Source organism: Rhodoplanes sp. P11 (genome assembly GCF_964266735.1).
In the GTDB taxonomy this organism is placed as follows: Bacteria; Pseudomonadota; Alphaproteobacteria; order Rhizobiales; family Xanthobacteraceae; genus Rhodoplanes; species Rhodoplanes serenus.
The window spans coordinates 127639-143962 of record NZ_CAXWGY010000001.1 but is presented as its reverse complement, the minus strand read 5'-3'; the positions used below and the strand labels follow the sequence as shown (position 1 = coordinate 143962).

Below are 16324 nucleotides of genomic sequence, written 5' to 3'. Positions count from 1 at the left end.
GAGCGGCCGCGGCCGTAAGACGGTGGCGAGGACGCAGGCGGACGCGGCCGCCGATCAGCTCCGCAGCGGCTCGGCCTTGGGCCAGGTCGCGGCCGAGGTCTCGATGCCCTGGCTCTTCGAGTAGTTGGCGATGCCGAGATTGAACTCGATCACGACCTTCACGATCAGGGGCCGCTCGCCGACGAGCTGCGGATACTGCTTCAGCACCATGCCGGCGATGTCGCGCGCCGCGGCCTCCGGGTCGGCCGGCCACTGCCGGACCACTGCGGTGATCACGATGGACTCGCTCGCCTCGTCACGGTCCGTCGTCTTCTGCCAGCGCCGCGCCACCGTGGCGTCGCGCACCGCCGGGTTCTCGCGCACGGCGTTGCGGACCACCAGAAGCTCGCTCAGCCGGACCGAAGACTCCACCAGCGAGGGCAGCACCAGCCCATAGCCGATGCTGACGGCGCACAGGACACCCACGACGATGCGGTGGACGAGCCGCAGCGGACGGCCCGGCAGCGCCGGAGCAGGCGTGGGCGTGGGCGTGGGAGCCGGCGCCGGGTTGACGTCGATCACCCGGGCGCCGACCACGAGATCGTGCAGCGACTGGCGGGTCGGCCGGTTGAACAGCACGAGATAGAGCAGCGACAGGCCGACGCCGATGACCAGGAAGCTCCACAGGCCGGTGATGAGCGGCGACATCTCGTCGAGATCGAAGTCGTTGAGGATGACCGGCGCCATCAGCACCAGCGCCCGCAGGGTGGCGGCGCCGATCGACAGCGGCGCCCCGTCCGGGCCTACCACGGCGAGACCGAGCAGGCGCTTGCCGAAGCTGCGCCCGCCGGTCAGCCGGCTGTCGGCGAGGCCGAAATAGCCGAGCGCCAGCACCAGGCCGATCAGCCGCGCCGCCAGGCCCAGCCCGACCACCCAGTCGAACAGCAGCATGCCGACCCCGTAGCCGATGGCGCCGAGCAGCGTGGTGTCCAGCGTGAAGGCGATCAGCCGGCGCCACAGCGGTGCCGGCCTGGCGGATGCAGGCTGGGCGGCGTCGAGGAGAGGGAGATCGGAGGGGGCCGACGCGCTCATGAAAATAGTCCGGGTGGTGAGAAGAGCAGGGGACGGCAGCGGGCGAGGAGGCCATCGTCCGCCGCGGATCACGGAGGCGGCTCAGTCCCGCCGCACCAGCCCCTTGGCGCCGATGTCGGTGCGCCAGAAGCCGCCCGGCCACTGGATCGCCGCGACCGCCTCGTAGGCGCGACCGCGCGCCGTCGCCAGCGTGTCGCCGATGGCACAGACATCGAGCACCCGGCCGCCGCTGGCGATCACCGCGCCGTCGTCGCGTTGCGTGGTGCCGGCGTGGAAGATCTCGACCTCGTCGACCTCGGCGGCGGCGCGCAGCCCGCCGATGACGGTGCCCTTCTCGTAGGCGCCCGGATAGCCCTTGGCGGCCAGCACCACGGTGATGGCGGACTGCGGGTACCAGCGCAGATCGAAGTCCTTGAGCTGCCCGTCGCAGGTGGCGAGCAGGGCCGGCACGAGATCCGACATCAGCCGCAGCATCAGCACCTGGCACTCGGGATCGCCGAAGCGGACATTGTACTCGATGAGCTTCGGCCCCTCGGCGGTGATCATCAGGCCGGCGAACAGCACGCCGCGGTAAGGTGCGCCCATCGCGGCCATCGCGGTCAGGGTCGGACGGATGATCTCGTCCATGGTGCGGGCGGTGATCTCCGGCGTCATCACCGGGGCGGGCGAGTAGGCGCCCATGCCGCCGGTGTTGGGCCCCTGGTCGAAGTCGAAGGCGCGCTTGTGGTCCTGGGCCGAGGCGAGCGGCAGCGCGGTCTCGCCGTCGCACAGCACGAAGAACGACGCCTCCTCGCCGGCCAGGAACTCCTCGACCACCACGCTGGCGCCGGCCTCGCCGAGGCTGCCGCCGAGCATGCGGTCGATGGCGGCTTCCGCCTCGGCGACGCTCTGCGCCACCACCACGCCCTTGCCGGCCGCGAGCCCGTCGGCCTTGACCACGATCGGGGCGCCGCGCTCGCGCACATACGCCTTGGCCGGCGCGGCCGCGGTGAACACCGCCCAGGCGGCGGTGGGGATGCCGGCGTCGCGGCACAGCGCCTTGGTGAAGCCCTTGGAGCCTTCGAGCCGGGCCGCCGCCCGGGTCGGGCCGAACGCCTTGATGCCAGCGGCGGCGAGGTCGTCGACCAGGCCGGCGACCAGCGGCGCCTCCGGGCCGACCACCACGAGGTCGACGGCGTTGTTGCGGCAGAAGGCGATCACGGCCGCGTGGTCGGCGGCGTCGAGGGCGACGCAGTCGGCCTCCTGGGCAATGCCGGCATTTCCGGGCGCGCACCACAGGCGGTCGACGAGCGGGCTCGCGGCGATCTTCCAGGCGAGCGCGTGCTCGCGTCCGCCGGAGCCGAGGAGGAGAATGTTCATGAGCAGCACGCCGAGGCTGGTTCCAAGGGGCAGGGTCGGGCGCCCTTATAGCAGCAATCGGCGGCGGCGATCGTCGAGCGACACGGCCTGCTCTGGGGAAAACGGCGTCGCTGGACTCCGGCCGCGTGCCCCGGACAAGGTGCGTCGGGCCGTAGGCCCGATGCGCCGCAGATCCGGGGTCCAGAGATCTGGGGTCCAGAGATCCGGGTCCAGGTCGGATGGGCAGGAGGTTCGGCAGGTCTTGTCCGATCGTGTCGCGGTTCGCAGCGCGTTGCGCCGCGCCCGGGACACGAAGCCTCGTCCGGGGAGCCGCGCCGAAGGCGCGCCTCACGCCTCGCCGACGGTCTCGAACATCACCGCTTCCAGCGCCTCGCGCGGGCTCTTGCCGGCCCACATGACGAACTGGAACGCCTGATAGTAGCGCTCGCAGGCATCGGTGGCGGCGGCGAGCAGCGACTCGCACTGCGCTCCCGAGGCGGTGACGCCGCCGGCCAGCACCAGCGCGTGGCGGAACATCACCAGGCCGTCGTTGGCCCACAGGTCGAAGTGGCCGACCCAGAGCTGCTCGTTGACCATCGAGACCAGCGCGATCATGTCGGCGCGGCGCCGCTCGGGCACTTTCAGATCGAACGCGCAGGCGAGATGCAGCGCCTCGATCTCGCTCATCCAGGTGAAGGAGACCTGATAGTCGGTCCACTTGCCGGCAATCACCAGCGTGACCTCGTCCTCGCTGGAGCGGGCGAAGGACCAGTCGTTCAAGGCCGCGATCCGCTCGACGATGTCGACCGGATTCGCCGTCCGCGGATTCGAGATCTCCATCAGCGACATGCCGCTTCTACCCCTTCTGTGCCGGACGCGCGAACGTACGCTCGGAACGCGCACGCCACGCGACGGCACGCGCCGGGTGCCCGAAGCGTCCGGGGCAGCGAGAGCGGCACCACCGGGACTTCCACGAACACCGAATCACTCGGTCCGTCGACTATAGCGGCTCGGCCCAGACGACCGAACCGCTTACGAGCGATCGTGGATTCTGCTGAATCGCGCAACGACGGAGCGTCGCCGGTCCACAGAGAACCGCGTTTCGGTCCGCGACAGTTTGACTCGGGGAGCGGGTGCGCGGCGCCGCTCTGAATCAAAAGTGGAACGGAGCGGAATCGGAGCGCGAACGGCGTACGTCGTCGCCACGGGAGACCTGGTCGGTGGTGGCGGAGTCCGGAGCTGATCAGCAGACGTGATCAGATGGGGACGGCAAAGCTCGTCCTGCACGGGTGCGTGCGCGCGTGACGGAGAGGCCGCCGTGAAGGCCGAGGCGGCGTCGACGCGATCATGCCGGCCGCGTCGACGAGCGCCCACCGACGAGCGTCCGCCGACGGCGCCGGTCCGGCGCCGATCGAGCGTCGTCGCGCGAAGGTGGTCGACGGGATCAGTCGAACAGGCTGGAGACGGATTCTTCCGATGCGGTCCGGCCGATCGCCTCGCCCAGGAGAGTGGCGATCGACAGCACCCGGATGTTCTCGGCGACGCGGACCGCCTCGGTCGGCTGGATCGAGTCGGTGATCACCAGCTCCTTCAACCGGGAGGCGGTGATGCGGGCGACCGCGCCGCCCGACAGCACGCCGTGGCTGATATAGGCATAGACGCGCTCGGCGCCCTGCCCGAGCAGGGCGTCGGCGGCGTTCACCAGGGTGCCGCCCGAGTCGACGATGTCGTCGACCAGGATGCAGGTGCGCCCCTCGACATCGCCAATGACGTTCATCACCTCCGACTCGCCGGCGCGCTCGCGCCGCTTGTCGATGATGGCGAGCGGCGCGTTGATGCGCTTGGCGAGACCACGCGCCCGCACCACGCCGCCGACGTCCGGCGACACCACCATGAGCTTCGACAGCTCGAACCGCTCCTTGATGTCGCGCACCATCACGGGCGAGGCATAGAGGTTGTCGGTGGGGATGTCGAAGAAGCCCTGGAGCTGGCCGGCGTGCAGATCGACGGTGAGGACGCGGTCGGCGCCCGCCCGGGTGATCAGGTTGGCCACCAGCTTGGCCGAGATCGGCGTCCGCGGTCCGGGCTTCCGGTCCTGGCGGGCGTAGCCGAAATACGGCATCACGGCGGTGATGCGCCGTGCCGACGCGCGCTTGAGCGCATCGGTGATGATCAGCAACTCCATCAGGTGATCGTTCGTCGGGAACGAGGTGGCCTGCACGACGAACACGTCGGCTCCGCGCACGTTCTCCAGGATCTCGACGAAGATCTCCATGTCGGCGAAGCGCCGCACCACCGCCCGGGTGAGCGGTGTCTTCAGATAAGCCGCGATCGCTTCCGCCAGTCTCGGATTGGAGTTGCCGGCGACGAGCTTGATCGCTCCATTCTTGCCAGGCATTCCCGACCTCCCGAAACGCCAACGCGAGCGAAACCTACCGGCGGCGCCTGAATACAAGGCGGTCGGGGTGTGTGCAATACGACGATTTGGTGTTCCGGCACTTTTGCCCAGGCATGGCTCCCGCCGGCCACGAGCTTTGCAGCGGGGGACGGCCGGCGAGCGGCTGCCGACCCCGACCCGATCAGGGCGCCGGGCCGACGGCCGCGACCGTCACGGCAGCCTCGTCGCGGGTCGGCGCCGGCCCGGGCGCGGCCCCCGGAGCGGCGGCGGGAGCCGCAGGCGCCGATGCGGTCCGCGGGGTCGCCAGGAAGCCGGCGAGTCGCTCCATGCCGGAGGAGGCGATTCGCCGGATCACGGTCTCGTCGGCGGCCGCCCAGGTGTTGCTGCCCGCGCCGGTCACAGGCTCCTCGCCGGACAACCGGAAGGCGCGGCGCTGGTCGGCGTCGTAGACGTCCCACACCCAGTGGATGACCGCCTTCTTCGGATAGACCACGTTGGCCGTGTAGACCTTCACCCGGTAGGTGGCCGGGGTGGTGCGCGACACCACGGCGAGCTGGCGCGTCTGCGCCTCGGTGGTGAGCGACTGGACCAGGCGGGAGAACACGCTTTCGGGCGGGCCGTCGATGGATTCGAACGCCACGGTGGGTCCGCGGCCGGCAGCGGCCGGGGCGGGGCCCTGGCTCGCGGTGGTGCAGCCGGCGCTGCCGAGCGCCAGCAGCAGGACTGCGCCGAAGCCGATCAATCCGGCGCCGCGTCCGCCACTCCGCCGTGACTGCGATCGCCGTGACTGCGGCCGCGCGAGCCGCCGTGCCGTGTCCCCGTGCATCCGAGCCCCCGATGCTGCCGTGGCCCGGTCGAGCGGGCCGGTCGGGCGGTCGTCCCGCCTCGGTCGGTAACCACTCCTTAACCGTAACCGCGACTGCGGTCCAGCCGGGGGCTGGACGGGCTGGGGACGGGGCTCGCGAGGGGCTCAGGGCATCAGGGCGATGGCATTGACGTGGCGGCCGTAATCCGGCTCGGCCCGGTGGGTGGCACGGCGAAAGCTGTAGAACCGCGCCTCCTCGGCATAGGTGCAGACGCCGACGTCCTCCACCCGCCCGATGCCGGCGGCGGCGAGCCGGGCCGCCACGTAGCCGGCGAGGTCGAACAGGGCATGGCCGTCGCGGCTGCTCGGTGCGAAGAAGCGGGCATAGCCCGGGTCCTGGGCGACGAACTGCGCCTGCACCTCGGGGCCGACCTCGTAGTTCGGCTGGCGGATCATCGGCCCGATGGCGGCGACGATGCGCTCCCGGGCGGCGCCGAGGCGCTCCATCGCCGCGATGGTGGCGTCGGTGACGCCGGCAAGCGCGCCGCGCCAGCCGGCATGCGCCGCCCCGACCACGCGCGCCTCCGGGTCGGCGAACAGGACGGGGCCGCAATCGGCCGTCGAGGCGCACACCGCGAGACCCGGCCGGCGGGTCACGATGGCGTCGAGCTTCGGCCGCTCGGCCGGCGTCCACGGCGCCTCCGCGACGATCACGTCGGCCGAATGGATCTGGATGGCGCTCAAGAGGTTCTCGGGAACCACACCGACCGCGGCGGCCATGCGGGCGCGGTTCTCGGCCACCCGGGCGGGATCGTCGCCGGAGCCGAAGCCGGCGTTGAGGCTGGCATAGAGGCCGTCGGAGACGCCGCCCTCGCGGGTGAAGAAGGCGTGGCGGATGCCCGGCAGGGCCGCGAGCGAGGGGGCGTGGAGCATCATGGTGTCAGTCTCGTCTGTCGGTCCCGATAGCGTCGTGTCGAGAGATCAGTCCAGGGCGGGCAGCGGCCCGAGGGCCGGGTCCGCGACCGCCAGCACCTTGAACAAGGCGCCCATCCCGGTGCGGCCGGGATCGAGCAGGCGGGCCACCGCGGCGTCGATGGCGGCGGCCTTGGCGGGGGCGGATGCCTTCAGTTGCGCGGCGCGCGCGTCGATTCCGAGGCGGCGGAGGAACTCGGCCTGGGTCAGCGGGCCGTGGACGCGGGCGCCGGCCGCCGCGGCGGCGCGGGCGAGGGCCGCGAAGTCGACATGGGCGGTGAGGTCGGCCTCGCCGGGAGCGGCCAGCGGGTCCGCGAAGGCATGGCCGCGCACCGCCTGGAGGGTGTCGCCGGCGCCACTGATCGTGTGGCCGTAGTCGATGATCAGGGCGGCGCCGGGAGTCTCCCGGTCGCCGGCCACCCGGGCGGCGAGCCGGCGGACGAACGCCTCGTCGCGCCACTCGACGATCATGTCGGGCGGGCTCGTCCGCAGCGCCGCCGGCACCGTGGCGGCGAGCGCCGGGTCGGGGGCCGCGAGATCGAAGTCGAGGCGGCCGTCCGGAGCCAGCGCCACCACCCGCTCGCGCCAGCCGTCGGCGGTCCGCACCGCCTGGCGGATCGGCAGGGCGTCGACGAACTCGTTGGCGAGCACGATGGCCGGTCCCGGCGGCACCGCGCCGAGGTCGTCGTGCCAGGCGAGCGGCACGCCGGCGCCCGCCAGGGTGTCGCGCTGGCGCCCCGCGAGCACCGGGCTGGTCTCGACGAGATGCACCGACAGCGCGGTGCGGAAGGCGGGCAGCACCCGGACGGCGCGCAGCGCGTCCGCCATCAGGGTGCCGCGGCCGGGGCCGAGCTCGATCAGCCGCAGGCTCGACGGCTCGCCCATTTGCCGCCAGACGGCGGCGGCCCACAGCCCCAGAAGCTCGCCGAACATCTGGCTGATCTCCGGCGACGTGATGAAGTCGCCGGCGGCGCCGAACGGATCGCGGGTCGCGTAATAGCCGTGCTCCGGATGGCCGAGGCAGAGGCTCATGTAGTCGGCGACTGGTAGCGGCCCCGCGGCGGCGATGCGCCGGCGCACGAGGTCGGCGAGCGGGCTCACGGGGACTCGGCCCGCGCCGGCCGCAGCGGCGGCCGCGACAGCGCCGCCGCCACGAAGCCGAGGCCGGCCAGGAACAGCGGCACCGACAGCACCATCCCCATGGTCAGCCCGCCCCACAGGAAGCCGAGCTGCGGATCGGGCTCGCGGAAGAACTCGCAGAACGAGCGGGCGACCGCGTAGACGCAGGCGAACAGCCCGATCACCAGGCCGGGCCGCTTGAGCGCCCCGGCCCGCACCGCGATGGCCAGGATCGCCAGCAGCAGCAGCCCTTCGAGGCCCGCCTCGTAGAGCTGGCTCGGATGGCGCGGCCACGGCCCGGCACCCGGAAACACCATGGCCCAGGGCACATCGGCCGGGCGGCCCCACAGCTCGCCGTTGATGAAGTTGGCGAGCCGGCCGAGGAAGATACCGATCGGCGCCACCGCGCAGGTGAGGTCCCCGATGGTGAGGATCGACAGGCCGCGCGAGCGGGCGAACAGCACCACCGCGGCGACGCAGCCGAGGAAGCCGCCGTGGAAGGACATGCCGCCCTTCCACAGCTTCACGATCTCCAGCGGGTCGGCCAGGAAGTGCTCGAAGTTGTAGAACAGCACGTAGCCGACGCGGCCGCCCAGGATGATGCCGACCGTGACCCAGACGACGAAGTCGTCGAAGTCGAGGACGTCGAGGGGCGCCCGGCCGCCCCACGGCCGCGCCGACCGGATCAGGGCCCGGGCATACAGCCAGCCGAGCAGGATGCCGACGATATAGGCGAGCGCGTACCAGCGGATGGCGAACGGGCCGATGCTGACCAGCACCGGGTCGATCCGCGGAAAGGGCAGCACGGCGAGTGGCATCGGCGGTCCTCGGACCCTGTCGGGGTGAAGCGGCGCGGGCTGGAGCCTCGCAGGCTCCATGGCCGGCGCGGCCGGCGACTCGGGCGGTCGATCCGGGTGATGGGGCGGCGAGCCCCGCCGCGTCAAGCCGCCGGCGTCGTCGCGAGGGGCGCCGGCGCGCCGTCCACGGTTCCGGAGACCTTGCGTCACCCCGCCGCCATCGCCATTGTCTGCGCCAACCCCGACAGTGTGCCGACAGGCTTCCGGAGACGAGAGTACATGGTCCAGACGACGAGCCGGTTCTTCGACGAGATGGCCCGCCTGATGAACGACGCCGCCGGCGTCGCCCAGGGCGTGCGGCGCGAGGCGGAGACCCTGATCAAGGCCCAGGCCGAGCGCATCCTGCGCGACATGGACGTGGTGCAGCGCGAGGAGTTCGAGGCCGTCAAGGAGATGGCGCGGCTCGCCCGCGAGGAGAACGAGGTGCTGAAGGCGCGTCTCGCCGCCCTGGAGGCGAAGGTCGCAGCCTCCGGCGGCGGCCCGACCGACGCCACCACGGCCGTGGTCTGAGGCGCCCCGACGCAGGCGTTTACTCTCCCGGCTGGCGGGAAGACGCGGCGGGGGCCGGAAGGCCCCGGCCGGCCGAGGGGGCGCCTCGGATCGAGCCGTGACGTCCCTCTACTCGGGTTCTGCGCCTTTGGCGCGAGTCTCGCCCTTTCTGCACGCGGAACCGCGAAGGCCGGCGGCTGCCGGCATGCCGTCCTTTCGGGCGAAAAACCTCCGCTTCCTTGTCAATCCGGGCACAGGCGGGCTATAAGCCCGCGTTCCGCGGTCTGCACGCACCCCTGGAGGCCGGCCGCGCCGCCGCGACAGCGGCTTTTCCATCCGTGAATCGACCGGGAGGGCCGCGCCAGCGGCCGTTTCCGTCTGAGAGAGGACGACACCTATGGCGACCGTCAAAGAGCTGAAAGCGACGGCGCGTCCCCGGGCCGGCAAGGGGGCCGCCCGGGCCGTGCGTCGTGAAGGCCGCGTGCCGGGCGTGATCTACGGCGACAATCAACCCCCGCTCACCATCTCGGTCGACGAGGCGGAGCTGCGGCAGCGCATTTTTGCCGGTCACTTCCTGACCAGCATCTACGAGATCGAACTCGACGGCGCCAAGCATCGGGTCATCCCGCGCGACTACCAGCTTGAGCCCTTGCAGGACCGTCCGGTCCATGTCGATTTCATGCGGCTCGGCGCCGGCGCGACCATTCGGGTCCGGGTGCCGGTGCGCACCCGCAATCCCGAGGCGGCGCCCGGCATCAAGCGCGGCGGCACGGTCAACATCGTGGCCCACGCGGTGGAGCTGCGCTGCCCGGCCGAGTCGATCCCGGAGGCGATCGATGTCGACCTCACCGGCCTCGAGATCAACCACTCGGTCCATCTCAGCGACGTGACGCTGCCGGCCAACGTCCGGCCGATCGGCCAGCTCGACCCGACGCTGGTCACCATCGTGCCGCCCTCCGGCTATGCCGAGGATTCCAAGGCGGCGGCCGATGCGGCGGCGGCGGCTCCGGCGGCGGGCGCCGCCCCGGCGGCCGGTGCGGCTGCCGGCGGCGACAAGAAGGCTGCGGCCGGCGACAAGAAGGCCGCCGAGAAGAAGCCTGCCGACAAGAAGTGACAACCGGCGGCCCGGGACGGCATCGTCGCCCCGGGCCACCCATGAGGCTCCGCCATGCGGCTCGTGATCGGGCTCGGCAATCCGGGCCCCCGCTACGCGGGCAACCGGCACAACATCGGCTTCATGGCGGTCGACGCCATCGCCCGCCGCCACGGCTTCCCGCCGTGGCGCAAGCGATTCCACGGCGTCGCGACGGAAGGCCCGCTCGCCGGCGAGCGGGTCATGCTGCTCAAGCCCGAGACCTACATGAACGAGTCCGGCCGCGCCGTGCAGGAGGCCGCGCAGTTCTACAAGGTCGGCCTCGCCGACATCGTGGTGCTGCACGACGAGCTCGACCTGCCGCCCGGCAAGGTGCGCCTGAAGACCGGCGGGGGTGCCGCCGGCCACAACGGCCTGCGCTCCATCGGCGCGCATCTCGGCAACGACTTTCGCCGGGTGCGCATCGGCATCGGCCATCCGGGCGTCAAGGAGATGGTGCAGAACTACGTGCTCCAGGACTTCGCCAAGGCCGAGCGCGAGTGGGTCGAGACCCTGTGCGACACCATCGCGGACAATGCCGGGCTGCTCGCCAAGGGGCAGGACGCGACCTTCCAGAACAAGGTCCATCTCGCCATGCAGGCCAAGGGCTTCCTCGGCCCCGACAAGGAGCCGCCGGCGGCCGGTGACAGACCGGAGCGCGGGGCGGAGCGGGGCAAGGCCGACCGTGCTTGACACGGAAACACGGAAACACGAGATCCGTGTCGGGGCGGTCGCGCGGACGAGAGCCATGAAGAACGTCACCATCACGCTGCCGGACGACGTGCTGGCGCGCGCCCGGGTCGAGGCGGCCAAGCAGGCCAAGAGCCTGTCGCGGTTCGTCGCCGACGCGGTGGTCGAGAAGATGGGGGCGACCGACGATCCGGCGGTGGCGCTCGACCGATTCCTGAGCGGCCCCGGCTATCCTGGAATTGCCGCGAACTTGCCGACACGCGAGGAGCTCTATGCCGAGCGGGAAGAGGAGCTGCTTCGTCGATACGAATCTCATCGTCTACGCGATGGACCCGGGGGAGCTTCGGAAGCGACTGAGCGCCGCGGATTGGCTGAGGAGCCTGAGCAGGACCCGTATGCTGGTCCTCAGTCCGCAAAGCCTGAATGAAAGCTATCGTGTTCTCACCGAACGGCGGCGGCTGGACCGTCGGGACGTCCGCGACTTCATCGCGGTGCTGGTTCCGTTCTGCACGGCCCCGTGCGGCACCGACGTCCTTCGGAAAGCCTGGCGGGTGCAGGACGCCGGCGGATTCGGCTGGTGGGATTGCCTGCTGCTGGGCTCGGCTCTGGCGGCCGGATGCGACGTCTTCCTCAGCGAGGACATGCAGCACGAGCGCATCATCGAGGGCATGACGATTCTGAACCCGTTCCGACTCGGCGAGCCCGCCTCCTTCTTCTCCTGACGAGAGCATCATGGGATTCAAATGCGGCATCGTCGGCCTGCCGAACGTCGGCAAGTCGACCCTCTTCAACGCCCTGACGGCCACGGCGGCCGCCCAGGCCGCCAACTATCCGTTCTGCACCATCGAGCCGAATGTCGGCGAGGTGGCGGTGCCGGACCCGCGGCTCGACATCCTGGCCAAGCTCGCCAAGTCGGCCGACATCATCCCGACGCGCCTCGCCTTCGTGGACATCGCCGGGCTGGTGCGCGGCGCTTCCAAGGGCGAGGGGCTCGGCAACCAGTTCCTCGCCAACATCCGCGAGGTGGACGCCATCGTGCATGTGGTGCGCTGCTTCGACGACGGCGACGTCACCCATGTGGAGGGCCGCGTCGACCCGGTGGCCGACATCGAGACCATCGAGACCGAGCTGATGCTGGCCGATCTCGACAGCCTGGAGCGCCGCGTCGACCAGCTCGAGAAGCGCGCCAAGGGCGGCGACAAGGAGTCGAAGGAGACGCTGGATCTCGTCAAGCGTGCCCTCGATCTCCTGCGCGAGGGCAAGCCTGCCCGCTTCGTCCAGCGCCGCCCCGAGGACGAGAAGACCTTCCGGATGCTCGGGCTCCTGTCGTCGAAGCCGGTGCTCTATGTCTGCAACGTCGACGAGGCGTCGGCGGCGACCGGCAACGCCTTCTCGCGCGCCGTCGAGGCGCGCGCCGCCGAGGAGGGCGAGGGCTCGGTGGTCATCTCGGCCCAGATCGAGGCCGAGATCGCCATCCTGCCGCCCGACGAGCGCACCGACTATCTGGCCGCCATCGGGCTGGAGGAGCCCGGCCTCAACCGGCTCATCCGCGCCGGCTATGCGCTGCTCGACCTCGTCACCTTCTTCACGGTCGGCCCCAAGGAGGCGCGCGCCTGGACGGTGACCCGCGGCACCAAGGCGCCGCAGGCGGCCGGCGTCATCCACACGGATTTCGAGCGCGGTTTCATCCGCTCGGAGACCATCGCGTACGACGACTACGTGTCGCTCGGCGGCGAGGCGGGGGCGCGCGACGCCGGCCGGCTGCGCCTCGAAGGCAAGGAGTACGTGGTCGCCGACGGCGACGTGCTGCACTTCCGCTTCGCCACCTGACGGGGCCGGGGCCTCGCGGGCTGCATGCGGCTGCGGCGCGACGGGCGCCTGCGCCTTAAAAGGCCGCCTGCGGCCTACAGGCCGCCGCGGTTGCGGATGGCGCCGAGGTGCTCGTTGATCCGGAAGACGATCAGCACCAGCTCGGCCGCGATGCGCGCCGCCACGATGGCGATCAGCATGCCGAGCAGGGTGCCGAGCAGCGCGAGCAGGCCGGCCACCACGCTCGTGCCCATCAGGGTGACGGCCGACACCAGGCCGGACAGGCCGAACAGCACGGCGAGCACGACCGAGAGCCAGTAGAACACCTTGATGATCGACGGGGTGATGAACCGATCCCACTGGAACAGGTCGGTGAACGCAAACATGACGGCCTCCTCTGGCACGGAGCCGTTCGGCCCCCCTCCGCGGTCCGGGCCCGCGTCTCCTGCCGGATCGGACCCGCCCCCTCGCGTCAGCCGCCGTTCTGACCGTGAATTGTGGTGCGCTCGCGTCGGGGCCGCCGCCGGCAGGGCGCCGGCCCCGCATCCGGTTGCCGCGGTCCCCCTCGGCTCGCCGTCAGGGTTAACGAAACGTTCATGCTCCGTTGCGGTCGGTCCGGCCGCGGGGCGGCCCCCGCGACCGGATCGGGCGATTTGGGTGGGAGCGGCGGCGCCATAGGTCTTCGTTGCGGGTTCGTCCAGGCTTGTGGACTGCATTACGGTTTCCTAACTACGGCTCAAGCAGGAGCCGCCGCCATGGACCAACTCAAGCTCGTCGCCCTCGACCAGGACGATCTCGAGATCGTCGCCACCCATCTCCAGGATGCCCATGTGAAGGTGGGCGACATCCTGTGGCGGCCCCACGAGAAGCGGCTGGTGATGGCGGTGGATCGCTTCGACTGGGAGTGCGCGGTCTGTGGCGAGCCGCATTTCCGTCGCCGCCGCACCGCCCTGCGCTTCGACCGCGTGCTCGCCTGCAAGTGCCGCAACGTCCAGTCCCAGGCCAAGGACGTCGTCCTCAATCTCCTCACCATCGAGTTCGTCCAGACCGCGGCGCCGAGCGGCCATGTGGTGCTGATCTTCTCGGGCGGCGGCGAGATGCGGCTGGACGTGGAGTGCCTGGAGGTGGAGCTTGCCGACCTCGGGCCGGTATGGGATACGACCTGCTGTCCGGCGCACGAGGACCAGGTGAGCCCGGCCTGACGGCTGCGGCCCGCCACCCGTTCCGATTTTGGCCTGACGGCTTCCGGCCTGATGGCCGACACCCGACATTCCCCCGTTGCGCCGCCGTGTCCTCGCCTGCACCCGGGCGGCAGCAGGACCGGCCCGTCCCGGTGCGCCGGGCTCGCGTCTCGTCGCCCGCCGGTTCCCTGCCATGCCCGTCCGTCTCGACACCCGCGCCGCCGATTTCAAGGACCGCTTCGCCGCCCTGCTCGGGGCCAAGCGCGAGGCGGCCGCCGACGTCGAGGCGGCGGTGCGGGCCATCATCGAGGATGTCCGCAGCCGCGGCGACGCCGCCCTGATCGAGCTTTCGCGCAAGTTCGACGGTGTCGATCTCGACCGGCTCGGCCTGCGCGTCACGGCCGACGAGATCGCCGCCGCGGTGGCGGCCTGCGAGCCGCGCCGGGTGGAGGCGCTGCGCCTCGCCCGCGATCGCATCGACGCCTATCACCGCCGCCAGCGTCCCGCCGACGACCGCTTCACCGATCCGCTCGGGGTGGAGCTCGGCCACCGCTGGACGGCGGTCGAGGCGGCCGGGCTCTACGTGCCGGGCGGTACTGCCGCCTATCCGTCGTCGGTGCTGATGAACGCGGTGCCCGCCAAGGTGGCGGGCGTCGGCCGCCTGGTGATGGTGGTGCCGGCCCCCGGCGGCCGGCTGTCGCCGCTGGTGCTGGCCGCCGCCGATCTCGCCGGCGTCGACGAGATTTATCGGGTCGGTGGCGCCCAGGCGGTGGCGGCGCTCGCCTACGGGACCGCGACGATCGCGCCGGTCGACAAGATCGTCGGTCCCGGAAACGCCTATGTGGCGGCCGCCAAGCGCATCGTGTTCGGCAAGGTCGGCATCGACATGATCGCCGGCCCTTCCGAGGTGCTGATCATCGCCGACGGCACCGCCGATCCCGACTGGCTCGCCGCCGACCTGCTGGCGCAGGCCGAGCACGACACCGCCGCGCAGTCGATCCTGATCACGTCGGATGCGGCGCTGGCCGACGCGGTCGAGCGAGCCGTCACGGCGCAGCTCGCGACGCTGCCGCGGCAGGAGATCGCCGCGGCGTCGTGGCGCGACCACGGCGCCGTCATCCTGGTGCGCGATCTCGACGAGGCGGTGGGGCTCGCCGACACGGTGGCGGCCGAGCATCTGGAGCTCGCGGTCGCCGATCCGGAGCCGCTCGCCGCCCGCATCCGGCACGCCGGCGCCATCTTCGTCGGCATGACCACGCCGGAGGCGATCGGCGACTACGTGGCGGGCTCCAACCATGTGCTGCCGACGGCGCGCTCGGCGCGCTTCTCGTCGGGGCTGGGCGTGCTCGACTTCATGAAGCGCACCTCGATCCTGCGCTGCGGGCCGGCGCAGCTCGCCGCGCTCGGGCCCGCGGCGGTGACGCTCGCCGAGGCGGAGGGGCTCGACGCCCATGCGCGCTCGGTCGCGCTGCGGCTCGGCGCATCATGACCGACGGGCGCGACGAGGAGCGGGCGCGGCGACGCCTCGTCGAGATCACGCTCGATCCGGAGACCATGGGGGCCGCCAACCGCGACGTCGAGCACGAGCGCTCGGTCGCCATCTACGATCTGCTCGAGGACAACTTGTTCGCGCCGCTCGGCCACGACGGCGGTCCCTACCGGCTGCGGCTGACGCTGTCGAACGACCGGCTGGTGTTCGACGTGCGCGGCGACGACGGCACGCCCGTGGTGGCGCATCATCTCTCGCTGACGCCGTTCCGGCGCATCGTGAAGGACTACTTCCTGATGTGCGAGAGCTATCATCAGGCCATCCGCACGTCCTCGCCGAGCCAGATCGAGGCGATCGATGTCGGCCGGCGCGGGCTGCACAACGAAGGCTCGGAGCTGTTGACCGACCGGCTCAAGGACAAGATCGAGATCGACTTCGACACGGCGCGGCGGCTGTTCACGCTGATCTCCGTGCTGCACTGGAAGGGGTGAGGGCGATGCCCCCGCCGGGCGTGAGCGCGCCGCCGGGAGCCGTGCTGTTCGTCTGCGCCTACAATTCGGTGCGCTCGCCGATGGCGGCCGCGGTGTTCCGCCAGTATTTCGGCCATCGCAGCTATGTGGGCTCGGCCGGCGTGCGCAAGGGCGAGTTCGACCCGTTCACCGCCGCCGTGATGGACGAGCTGGGGCTGGACCTCACCGGCCACAAGCCGATCACCGTGGAGGAGCTGGAGGACCTCGAAGGGCTCAACTTCGACCTGATCGTCACGCTGTCGCCGGAGGCGCATCACCGCGCGCTGGAGCTGACTCGCACGCTCGCGGTCGACGTCGAGTACTGGCCGACCCAGGACCCCGGCGCCTTCGAGGACGGCAGCCGTGCCCAGCGTCTCGACGCCTATCGGTCGATCCGCGACCAGATCGTCGCCAAGATCGAGGAGCGGTTCGGCCGCGGCGGCTTCGGGAGCTGACGGCGAGTAG

At 71.4% G+C, this 16324-nt stretch carries 19 protein-coding genes; 10 read left to right on the top strand and 9 right to left on the bottom strand.

Features of this window, described 5'->3' with window-relative positions; translation table 11 throughout:
* Positions 1-54: 54 nt before the first annotated feature.
* From ACFQUV_RS00690 to lgt, 8 genes are all read right to left on the bottom strand, one after another.
* Complete coding sequence (locus ACFQUV_RS00690; protein WP_129610455.1) at positions 55-1071, bottom strand: RDD family protein; 1017 nt, start codon at positions 1069-1071, stop codon at positions 55-57.
* Between the two features lie 81 nt (positions 1072-1152).
* Entirely contained in the window at positions 1153-2430 is a 1278-nt protein-coding gene (gene purD, locus ACFQUV_RS00685) for a phosphoribosylamine--glycine ligase (RefSeq protein ID WP_129610457.1), read from the bottom strand.
* A gap of 327 nt (positions 2431-2757) precedes the next feature.
* Positions 2758-3258, bottom strand: a complete 501-nt coding sequence (locus ACFQUV_RS00680; protein ID WP_111385752.1) for a YbjN domain-containing protein — start codon at positions 3256-3258, stop codon at positions 2758-2760.
* Positions 3259-3853: 595 nt separating this feature from the next.
* Positions 3854-4807, bottom strand: a complete 954-nt coding sequence (locus ACFQUV_RS00675) for a ribose-phosphate pyrophosphokinase (protein WP_111385751.1) — start codon at positions 4805-4807, stop codon at positions 3854-3856.
* Positions 4808-4988: 181 nt separating this feature from the next.
* The gene (locus ACFQUV_RS00670; RefSeq protein ID WP_129610459.1) at positions 4989-5549 is read right to left on the bottom strand and encodes a hypothetical protein; all 561 of its coding nucleotides are present in this window, start codon (positions 5547-5549) and stop codon (positions 4989-4991) included.
* 228 nt (positions 5550-5777) lie between these two features.
* On the bottom strand, positions 5778-6548 hold the full coding sequence (pgeF, locus tag ACFQUV_RS00665; RefSeq protein WP_129610460.1) for a peptidoglycan editing factor PgeF: 771 nt from the start codon (positions 6546-6548) through the stop codon (positions 5778-5780).
* 45 nt (positions 6549-6593) lie between these two features.
* On the bottom strand, positions 6594-7685 hold the full coding sequence (locus ACFQUV_RS00660) for a class I SAM-dependent methyltransferase (RefSeq protein WP_244601665.1): 1092 nt from the start codon (positions 7683-7685) through the stop codon (positions 6594-6596).
* Positions 7682-8521: a prolipoprotein diacylglyceryl transferase gene (gene lgt / locus ACFQUV_RS00655; protein ID WP_129610462.1), complete on the bottom strand. Its 840-nt coding sequence runs from the start codon at positions 8519-8521 to the stop codon at positions 7682-7684. Before lgt ends, ACFQUV_RS00660 begins: the two co-directional genes overlap by 4 nt.
* A 258-nt stretch (positions 8522-8779) precedes the next feature.
* Between lgt and ACFQUV_RS00650 the strand changes: the two genes are divergently transcribed.
* The 6 genes from ACFQUV_RS00650 (at position 8780) to ychF (ending at position 12701) form a co-directional block, all read left to right on the top strand.
* Entirely contained in the window at positions 8780-9070 is a 291-nt protein-coding gene (locus ACFQUV_RS00650; protein ID WP_129610464.1) for an accessory factor UbiK family protein, read from the top strand.
* A gap of 376 nt (positions 9071-9446) precedes the next feature.
* Positions 9447-10163 carry a 50S ribosomal protein L25/general stress protein Ctc gene (locus ACFQUV_RS00645; protein WP_129610466.1) on the top strand — a complete coding sequence of 239 codons (717 nt, stop codon included), beginning with the start codon at positions 9447-9449 and terminating at the stop codon, positions 10161-10163.
* A gap of 54 nt (positions 10164-10217) precedes the next feature.
* Entirely contained in the window at positions 10218-10874 is a 657-nt protein-coding gene (gene pth, locus ACFQUV_RS00640) for an aminoacyl-tRNA hydrolase (protein WP_129610468.1), read from the top strand.
* Between the two features lie 55 nt (positions 10875-10929).
* Entirely contained in the window at positions 10930-11298 is a 369-nt protein-coding gene (locus ACFQUV_RS00635) for a hypothetical protein (protein ID WP_158859427.1), read from the top strand.
* Entirely contained in the window at positions 11198-11593 is a 396-nt protein-coding gene (locus ACFQUV_RS00630) for a PIN domain-containing protein (RefSeq protein WP_158859429.1), read from the top strand. Before ACFQUV_RS00635 ends, ACFQUV_RS00630 begins: the two co-directional genes overlap by 101 nt.
* A gap of 10 nt (positions 11594-11603) precedes the next feature.
* The gene (ychF, locus tag ACFQUV_RS00625; protein ID WP_129610469.1) at positions 11604-12701 is read left to right on the top strand and encodes a redox-regulated ATPase YchF; all 1098 of its coding nucleotides are present in this window, start codon (positions 11604-11606) and stop codon (positions 12699-12701) included.
* A 74-nt stretch (positions 12702-12775) separates the two neighbouring features.
* On the opposite strand, the gene ACFQUV_RS00620 is transcribed toward ychF, so the two are convergent.
* On the bottom strand, positions 12776-13066 hold the full coding sequence (locus ACFQUV_RS00620; protein ID WP_129610470.1) for a DUF4282 domain-containing protein: 291 nt from the start codon (positions 13064-13066) through the stop codon (positions 12776-12778).
* A 369-nt stretch (positions 13067-13435) separates the two neighbouring features.
* Here ACFQUV_RS00620 and ACFQUV_RS00615 point away from each other — a divergent pair, with 369 nt between their 5' ends.
* From ACFQUV_RS00615 to ACFQUV_RS00600, 4 genes are all read left to right on the top strand, one after another.
* Entirely contained in the window at positions 13436-13882 is a 447-nt protein-coding gene (locus tag ACFQUV_RS00615; RefSeq protein WP_111383815.1) for a DUF2948 family protein, read from the top strand.
* Positions 13883-14054: 172 nt separating this feature from the next.
* Positions 14055-15350 carry a histidinol dehydrogenase gene (gene hisD, locus ACFQUV_RS00610; RefSeq protein ID WP_129610471.1) on the top strand — a complete coding sequence of 432 codons (1296 nt, stop codon included), beginning with the start codon at positions 14055-14057 and terminating at the stop codon, positions 15348-15350.
* Positions 15347-15841: a UPF0262 family protein gene (locus tag ACFQUV_RS00605; protein ID WP_129610472.1), complete on the top strand. Its 495-nt coding sequence runs from the start codon at positions 15347-15349 to the stop codon at positions 15839-15841. The genes hisD and ACFQUV_RS00605 overlap by 4 nt, the downstream gene beginning before the upstream one ends.
* A gap of 5 nt (positions 15842-15846) precedes the next feature.
* Positions 15847-16314: a low molecular weight phosphatase family protein gene (locus ACFQUV_RS00600; RefSeq protein WP_129610473.1), complete on the top strand. Its 468-nt coding sequence runs from the start codon at positions 15847-15849 to the stop codon at positions 16312-16314.
* Positions 16315-16324: the final 10 nt, after the last annotated feature.

Excerpts from the sequence above, each read along its gene's own strand:
- ACFQUV_RS00690 (WP_129610455.1), bottom strand. The coding sequence starts at position 1,071 with ATGAGCGCGTCGGCCCCCTCCGATCTCCCTCTCCTCGACGCCGCCCAG.
- purD (WP_129610457.1), bottom strand. The coding sequence starts at position 2,430 with ATGAACATTCTCCTCCTCGGCTCCGGCGGACGCGAGCACGCGCTCGCC.
- ACFQUV_RS00680 (WP_111385752.1), bottom strand. The coding sequence starts at position 3,258 with ATGTCGCTGATGGAGATCTCGAATCCGCGGACGGCGAATCCGGTCGAC.
- ACFQUV_RS00675 (WP_111385751.1), bottom strand. The coding sequence starts at position 4,807 with ATGCCTGGCAAGAATGGAGCGATCAAGCTCGTCGCCGGCAACTCCAAT.
- pgeF (WP_129610460.1), bottom strand. The coding sequence starts at position 6,548 with ATGATGCTCCACGCCCCCTCGCTCGCGGCCCTGCCGGGCATCCGCCAC.
- lgt (WP_129610462.1), bottom strand. The coding sequence starts at position 8,521 with ATGCCACTCGCCGTGCTGCCCTTTCCGCGGATCGACCCGGTGCTGGTC.
- ACFQUV_RS00650 (WP_129610464.1), top strand. The coding sequence starts at position 8,780 with ATGGTCCAGACGACGAGCCGGTTCTTCGACGAGATGGCCCGCCTGATG.
- ACFQUV_RS00645 (WP_129610466.1), top strand. The coding sequence starts at position 9,447 with ATGGCGACCGTCAAAGAGCTGAAAGCGACGGCGCGTCCCCGGGCCGGC.
- pth (WP_129610468.1), top strand. The coding sequence starts at position 10,218 with ATGCGGCTCGTGATCGGGCTCGGCAATCCGGGCCCCCGCTACGCGGGC.
- ACFQUV_RS00635 (WP_158859427.1), top strand. The coding sequence starts at position 10,930 with ATGAAGAACGTCACCATCACGCTGCCGGACGACGTGCTGGCGCGCGCC.
- ACFQUV_RS00630 (WP_158859429.1), top strand. The coding sequence starts at position 11,198 with ATGGACCCGGGGGAGCTTCGGAAGCGACTGAGCGCCGCGGATTGGCTG.
- ychF (WP_129610469.1), top strand. The coding sequence starts at position 11,604 with ATGGGATTCAAATGCGGCATCGTCGGCCTGCCGAACGTCGGCAAGTCG.
- ACFQUV_RS00620 (WP_129610470.1), bottom strand. The coding sequence starts at position 13,066 with ATGTTTGCGTTCACCGACCTGTTCCAGTGGGATCGGTTCATCACCCCG.
- ACFQUV_RS00615 (WP_111383815.1), top strand. The coding sequence starts at position 13,436 with ATGGACCAACTCAAGCTCGTCGCCCTCGACCAGGACGATCTCGAGATC.
- hisD (WP_129610471.1), top strand. The coding sequence starts at position 14,055 with ATGCCCGTCCGTCTCGACACCCGCGCCGCCGATTTCAAGGACCGCTTC.
- ACFQUV_RS00605 (WP_129610472.1), top strand. The coding sequence starts at position 15,347 with ATGACCGACGGGCGCGACGAGGAGCGGGCGCGGCGACGCCTCGTCGAG.
- ACFQUV_RS00600 (WP_129610473.1), top strand. The coding sequence starts at position 15,847 with ATGCCCCCGCCGGGCGTGAGCGCGCCGCCGGGAGCCGTGCTGTTCGTC.